This window comes from uncultured Cyclobacterium sp. (assembly GCF_963976465.1).
Classification (GTDB): Bacteria; Bacteroidota; Bacteroidia; order Cytophagales; family Cyclobacteriaceae; genus Cyclobacterium.
In genome coordinates this window covers 1-6,364 of record NZ_CAXBOC010000346.1, presented here as the reverse complement: position 1 = coordinate 6,364, position 6,364 = coordinate 1, and the positions used below count along the sequence as shown (strand labels likewise).

Sequence of the window (6,364 nt, the reverse complement as noted above, 5' to 3'; positions counted from 1 at the left end):
TATAAGGTCCTTACAAGCTATTGATAAAATTCAACCTGCATCTGAAGCAGATTTCCCATTTAGCTTAATCATGCGCACCATCCCACAAAAAGCCAAATTTTCAACCAAACCTCCAACCTCTGATGTTATTGCTTATGGCAAATACCTTGTAAATGCAGCTGCATGTAATGAATGCCATACCAAATTTGAAAACGGAGAATTTACCGGTGAAAACCTTGCAGGCGGAAGAGTATTTACCATGCCCGGGGGCAATGTACTAACAAGCTCTAACCTCACTCCCCACCCCACGGGGCTTGGAAATTGGAGCAAAGAGCGGTTTGTCGAAAGATTTAAGCAATACAAGGACAGAAGCAAGCTCAAGAAAGTTCAAGCAGGAGAACCACAGACAATAATGCCTTGGAGCATGTATGCCGACATTACAACTGAGGATTTAGAAGCCATTTACAGTTACCTGCAAACCCTAAAGCCGGTAGAAAATGCTGTAGTTCGGTTCGCACGAGCAGAAAGCTTATAAGCAATTCAAGGCTGCTCCATCGATTGGAATGCTTGCCCCGTTAATATAAGCCGCATAAGGGGAGGCCAAAAAGGCTGCCAGATAACCGTACTCTTCAGGTTGGCCAAATCTTTTGGCAGGAATGGCCTCTTTTTTCTGCTGTAGCAATTCTTCAAAATCCACCCCTGATTCCTTTGATTGGTTTTTGATAATCGATTCAATCCTTTCCGTTTCAAAAGAACCGGTGAGTATGGTATTCACAGTTACCCCGAAAGGTGCCACTTCCCTTGATAAAGATTTGGCCCAACTCACTACCGCGGTACGCATGGTATTGGACAGAATAAGGTTTGGGATGGGTTCCTTCACTGTTACTGAGGAAACATTCAAGATTCTTCCATAACCTCTTTGCTGCATCCCTTGCAACAACAGATGGCTCAAGTGATGGTAGGTTTTGAAAAGCAGATCAAATGCTTGTTGGTAATTCTCAGTAGTTTTTTGAAGGACAGAACCGGCTTCAGGTCCATTGGTATTGTTTACCAAAATATCGACTTTCTTTCCGGTAAAAAATTTTTCAGTTTCCGCTTTAAAGGATTCAAAATCTAAAAAATCAACGGACAAACTTTGATGATCTTGGCCTGCACTATTGTCTAGGGACCGAACAGTGTCCGCCAATTTTTCTTTATTTCTGGCCATTAAGGTCACGGAAGCCCCGCATTTTGCTAATTGGTGAGCTGTTGCCAGTCCAAGCCCACTGGTTGCTCCTCCTACTACTGCTCGATATCCTTTTAAATCTATGTTCATGTTGCTTTTATTTAGAAATTGTCTTGCGTTTAAAATTAAAAAATTGGCGAGCCAAATCAGCTTAATTTTTAAGAAATTATTTATTATTCAACAATTCCTATCTTTTTTATAGGGTTTGTTGGGATTGTATTTAAAATATTAATTATATTTGTCGTACTAATTATTGGCATGACATACGAGCAGTTTAGTAGGTATTCATTTTTGTTGGACAGGACCGCAAGGAAGGTTAAACAATACGCACAGCAAAAGTTCAAGTTAAAAGAATTTGACATTACGGTGGACCAATGGCTGGTCTTAAAGAATTTAAACGAAAATGAACGACTGAGCCAAACCGAGTTGGCCCATTTGGTTTTCAAAGATCACCCTACCTTAACAAGAATAGTAGATATTCTTTGTAAGAAAGGTTATCTGGAAAGGATACAGCATCCTGAGGACAGGAGAAGCTATCAATTGCATCTCACGCAAGAGGGGAAAGACAAGGTAACAGACCTAAAACCTCAAATTGCAAACATCAGGCAAAAGGCTTGGGAAAATCTTGATGAGAAAGATTTTCAAGAATTTAAGCGAATACTGAACACGATTTACAATAATCTAGCAGAATAAATATAACAGATACTTAATATTAGTTGTTATACTAACTATATTTGTACAAACTATTGACTTTTAAAGAGGTTAACACATAAAAATCGACTAAAAGATGATTACTACTGACATTTGCATAATTGGAGCAGGCCCGGTTGGCTTATTTGCTGTCTTTGAAGCAGGTTTATTAAAGATGCGTTGCCATCTGATAGATGCCTTGCCGCAAGTAGGAGGCCAACTTTCGGAGATCTATCCACAAAAGCCTATTTATGACATACCAGGATATCCTGAGGTAAAAGCCCAGGAATTGGTAGATAATTTAATGGAGCAAATCAAACCTTTTAAACCTACCTTTTCTTTAGGAGAGCGTGTTGACCATTTAAGCAAGCAAACTGACGGTTCCTACATTGTCACCACCAACGACAAAACTCAGGTTCATGCTCAGGTAATCATCATTGCCGGAGGGTTAGGCTGTTTTGAGCCAAGAAAACCGGCCTTAGAAAACCTTGCAGAGTTTGAGGGAAAGGGCGTTACCTATATGGTAAAGAATCCTGAGCAATTCAGAGATAAAAAGGTTATTTTGGCCGGTGGAGGAGATTCTGCTCTTGATTGGGCCATTTACCTGTCTGATGTAGCAGAAAAGGTTACCCTTGTTCATAGAAATGAAACCTTTAGAGGTGCCCCAGATTCTGCCTCGAAAGTTTTTGACTTGGCCAATGAGGGCAAGATCGACCTAATCCTATCCACAAATCTTAAAAAACTCGGAGGGAATGGGCATTTGGACACAGTATTCTTAGAAGATAAGAGTAAGTCTAAATTTCAGATTGAAACAGATTACCTCATCCCATTATTTGGCTTAAGCCCTAAATTGGGGCCAATTGCCGATTGGGGATTGACCATAGACAAAAATGCAATTGAAGTAGATACCAGGGATTATTCTACCGGTGTGGAGAGGATCTACGCCATTGGAGACATCAACACCTATCCCGGCAAATTGAAATTGATCCTTTGTGGGTTTCATGAAGCCGCGATAATGATGCATTCCGCATTTAAGTTTGTGTACCCGGATCAAAAATTAAGCTTTAAATATACTACCGTTAATGGTGTAAATACATTTTAATCGTATTTTTGCAAAATGGTTACATTTACAGTAGAAGATCACGCTGGCAATCGCCAGCCTATTGAAGCACCGGATGATATGGGCTTGAGTTTAATGGAAATATTAAAAGCATCCGAGTATCCGGTTTTGGCAACATGTGGAGGAATGGCACTTTGTGCTACCTGTCATGTTGAAGTATTAGAAGGTAAGGATGGCCTCGGCGATGCTACCGATGTAGAATTAGACCAATTGGAAGCCCTTCCTGAATATTTTCCTACCAGCCGACTGGCATGTCAGGTAAGAATAAGTGACGAATTGGAGGGAGCAGTTATCAAGCTCAGAGGAGAAGACAATTAATTAATACAAGGAGTTGATACCGAGTATCAGCTCCTTTTTTTTGCCCCATTTTTCTCAGGTTATTATTTATTAAGCCACTTGCTGACTGTTTTTTGGAATTTCTCCTGCACCACCGGTTTGGTAAGAAACCCATCAAATGTTGAATTTTTGGCTTCATTGCTTTCATCTTTAAAAGCATTGGCTGTAAAGCCTATAACAGGAATGTGACTGGTAGCGGGTGCAGCCCTTACGGCTTTAAGCAATTCATAGCCATCCAGCTTCGGCATATTAATATCTGTAATTATCAGATCAATATTTGAGTTTTCCCGAATAATTCCCAAAGCTTCTTCTCCATCATCCGCTTCAATTATAATGGCCTTAGGATCCATTTTTTGCATATAGATTTTTACCAACATTCGATTTACGGAATTGTCTTCTGCAATCAACAGCCGAAAAGCTTTTTTATTGCTAGAAACCAAAGCTTTATCATTATCTCCCGGATTTTCAGAAGACTTCTTTGTTGTGGTTTTCAACAGTCCATCAAATATTTTTTTCAACTTCTTTGGGGTAACCGGCTTGTAAAGAATGGCTTCACAGCCAATGGAATTGTAATTTTTCACAACCACTTCTTGTTCGATACTTTCCACAGCCGCAATAAAATTCACTTTTGAGGACCTTTCTGCTACCATTTCCATCATTTTTTGCATGGTCCACACACTATTGCTTCCCATGATGGAATTATTAAAAATTACCAGGCTTATATTGGTATTGTTTTCTAAGGCAAAAAAACCATCAGTAATGACAGGTGTATGGGTTACTTTAAAACCTAAATTTTCACAATATGACTTGGTAACCTTTCCGGATATTTTATTGGCATCCACAACCAATACTTCCCCCCATTCACTTAAGTCCTCTTTAGCACCTTTTGTTTTATGAGCAATTAGTCGAAGAAAAACTCACTTCCCTTATCCAATTCACTCTTCAATTGAATCGAACTGTTCGACAATTTAAGTAGTTTATTGGATATGGTTAATCCTAAACCTGTTCCCCCAAACTTTTTGGTAGTTGAGGAATCTGCCTGTGAGAAGGCATCAAATATTAATTCTTGCTTTTCTTTAGGAATACCAATGCCACTATCTATTACAGAAAATCGAATCTTTAGCTTATCTTTGTCACCCTCTTTATGTGAATCCAGCAGGGTCAATTTCAATATCACTTGTCCTTTATTTGTAAATTTCAAGGCATTGTTCAATAAATTGATCAGCACCTGCTTCAATTTCAATTCATCGGCTTCGACAAGATTTCCGATTCGTGGATCTAAGTCAAGAATTAATTCCAAGCCTTTTTTGTGTGCCTGAAAACTTAAAACATCTAAGATGGTTTCTAAAAACTCATATAGATCAAGCTGATAAATATTGGTTTCAGATTTTCCCGATTCAATTTTTGCCAGATCAAGAATATCATTAATAAGGTCAAGTAAGGCATTGGCAGAATTTAAAGCTGTATTGGCATATTTAATCTGTTGCCCATTCAATTGTGTATTGGACAATAGCTCTGTGAAACCTATTACTCCATTCAAAGGGGTTCTTATTTCATGACTCATATTCGCTAAAAACTCACTTTTAGCGCGATTGGCTTCTTCTGCCTCTTCCCTAGACCTTTGTATTTCAAACTGAAAAAGTTTCTCTTGGGTAATGTCGCGCACCAATATAATGCTCCCTACCACCTGCCTGTTCTGCCCCTTGATTGAAGACTTTGAAACCAAATACCAATTTAAAATTTCATTCTTTTCGCATGAAAATTCTACCATTCTGTATTCTTCAGCGCAAGTAAGCAATTCATTAATTTCGGGCCATCCTTTTTGTATGACTTTTAGAGCTAATTTTTGATTGATGGTTTTCAACTCAAGCATATTTGCAGCAGCTAGATTTAGTGTAATTAAGCCACCGGATGTATCCGAAACCAACACACCTTCTTGCATATTGTCAAACAGTGTTCTATAGGCTATTGGTGCTATTTTAAAAAGATTGTAGCGTGTTAATCCCAAGTAGAAAAATGCTCCCGTACCGAGAAAACTAAAGGTAATGAAATCAATAAGTATGGGACCTTGGATTGTTAAATACAGTATATAGACCAGAAATGGAAAACAAAGCCCTAAAATAACCATAAAAACCTGCTTATAATCCGCAGGTGGCACTTCCCTAATTCTAACCAATAGTAGATAGAGACTGACAAATAACAACAGCAAAGTATAACACTGATGGAGCCAATAACCAAAACCTTTGCCCGTCACCATCATCATAAAATCCCCTCTCTCAACCAATTCAAATGAGCTATAAAAATAAGTATGGTAATCGTTCGTCCATACCAGTAATAGATTTACAATTGGGACGATAGCCAATAAATACAGCCTTCTTGAGGTAATCCACTTTTCTCGCTCAGTATATATCAGTGTAAATAACAATACCAATGGAGCAAATGATACTGCACCAATATACATTGATTTTAGCATCAAAAGCTTACTAAAGACACTTGTCATAGAGAGTTCAAATACATTTGAAATGCTGTAAACAAAGCAGGCAACCATTAAACCTGAAAAATATGAAGCTGCTTTGCCATGAACTTCCTTTTTTAAAAAAAATATAAGGATAACCGGAGCAATGGCTACCACCACTAACAAAACCAATATTGTGTCCAGATTTAACGATGATAGCATATTAATAAAACGCATTACTGTTAGGGAATAAAAACTCTTCTAGCCATAATTTACATATTTTACTTAACTATCTGTGTTGAATTAAGGATTTAATAAAATAAAACCAAAAGCTATTTCAGTCCTATCAATTAAATTTTATATTATAATACTGATATTTATTATTTAAAACCTTGATTTGATTTATTAAAATAAAGGAATTTTAGATAATTCACACAAAATCAAAAATTTATGATTGGCTAAATCTTCTGCTTGATTGCATTATCTCCATAAAAAAAGGGTTGATTCTTACTCTATTTATTTCTAAATTGAAATGGAAGGCGATAGACCATTATAATTA

At 37.6% G+C, this 6,364-nt stretch carries 7 protein-coding genes; 4 read left to right on the top strand and 3 right to left on the bottom strand.

What is annotated here, in order from left to right; all coding sequences use genetic code 11:
* A partial coding sequence (locus AAC037_RS17385; RefSeq protein WP_339904347.1) for a c-type cytochrome occupies nt 1-514 on the top strand: 514 nt, incomplete at its 5' end.
* Here AAC037_RS17385 and AAC037_RS17380 read toward each other — a convergent pair.
* Nucleotides 509-1,294 (bottom strand): SDR family oxidoreductase, encoded by a 786-nt coding sequence (locus tag AAC037_RS17380; RefSeq protein WP_339904345.1) that lies wholly within the window; start codon nt 1,292-1,294, stop codon nt 509-511. The two genes, AAC037_RS17385 and AAC037_RS17380, sit on opposite strands and share 6 nt — an antisense overlap.
* Before the next feature lie 168 nt (nt 1,295-1,462).
* Here AAC037_RS17380 and AAC037_RS17375 point away from each other — a divergent pair, with 168 nt between their 5' ends.
* From AAC037_RS17375 to AAC037_RS17365, 3 genes are all read left to right on the top strand, one after another.
* The gene (locus AAC037_RS17375; RefSeq protein ID WP_339904344.1) at nt 1,463-1,897 is read left to right on the top strand and encodes a MarR family transcriptional regulator; all 435 of its coding nucleotides are present in this window, start codon (nt 1,463-1,465) and stop codon (nt 1,895-1,897) included.
* 94 nt (nt 1,898-1,991) lie between these two features.
* On the top strand, nt 1,992-2,996 hold the full coding sequence (locus AAC037_RS17370) for an NAD(P)/FAD-dependent oxidoreductase (protein ID WP_339904343.1): 1,005 nt from the start codon (nt 1,992-1,994) through the stop codon (nt 2,994-2,996).
* 15 nt (nt 2,997-3,011) lie between these two features.
* The gene (locus tag AAC037_RS17365; protein WP_339904341.1) at nt 3,012-3,332 is read left to right on the top strand and encodes a 2Fe-2S iron-sulfur cluster-binding protein; all 321 of its coding nucleotides are present in this window, start codon (nt 3,012-3,014) and stop codon (nt 3,330-3,332) included.
* Nucleotides 3,333-3,394: 62 nt separating this feature from the next.
* On the opposite strand, the gene AAC037_RS17360 is transcribed toward AAC037_RS17365, so the two are convergent.
* Both AAC037_RS17360 and AAC037_RS17355 read right to left on the bottom strand, forming a co-directional pair.
* Nucleotides 3,395-4,192, bottom strand: a complete 798-nt coding sequence (locus AAC037_RS17360; protein ID WP_339904340.1) for a response regulator — start codon at nt 4,190-4,192, stop codon at nt 3,395-3,397.
* A gap of 59 nt (nt 4,193-4,251) precedes the next feature.
* On the bottom strand, nt 4,252-6,027 hold the full coding sequence (locus AAC037_RS17355; RefSeq protein ID WP_339904339.1) for a histidine kinase N-terminal 7TM domain-containing protein: 1,776 nt from the start codon (nt 6,025-6,027) through the stop codon (nt 4,252-4,254).
* Between the last annotated feature and the right edge of the window lie 337 nt (nt 6,028-6,364).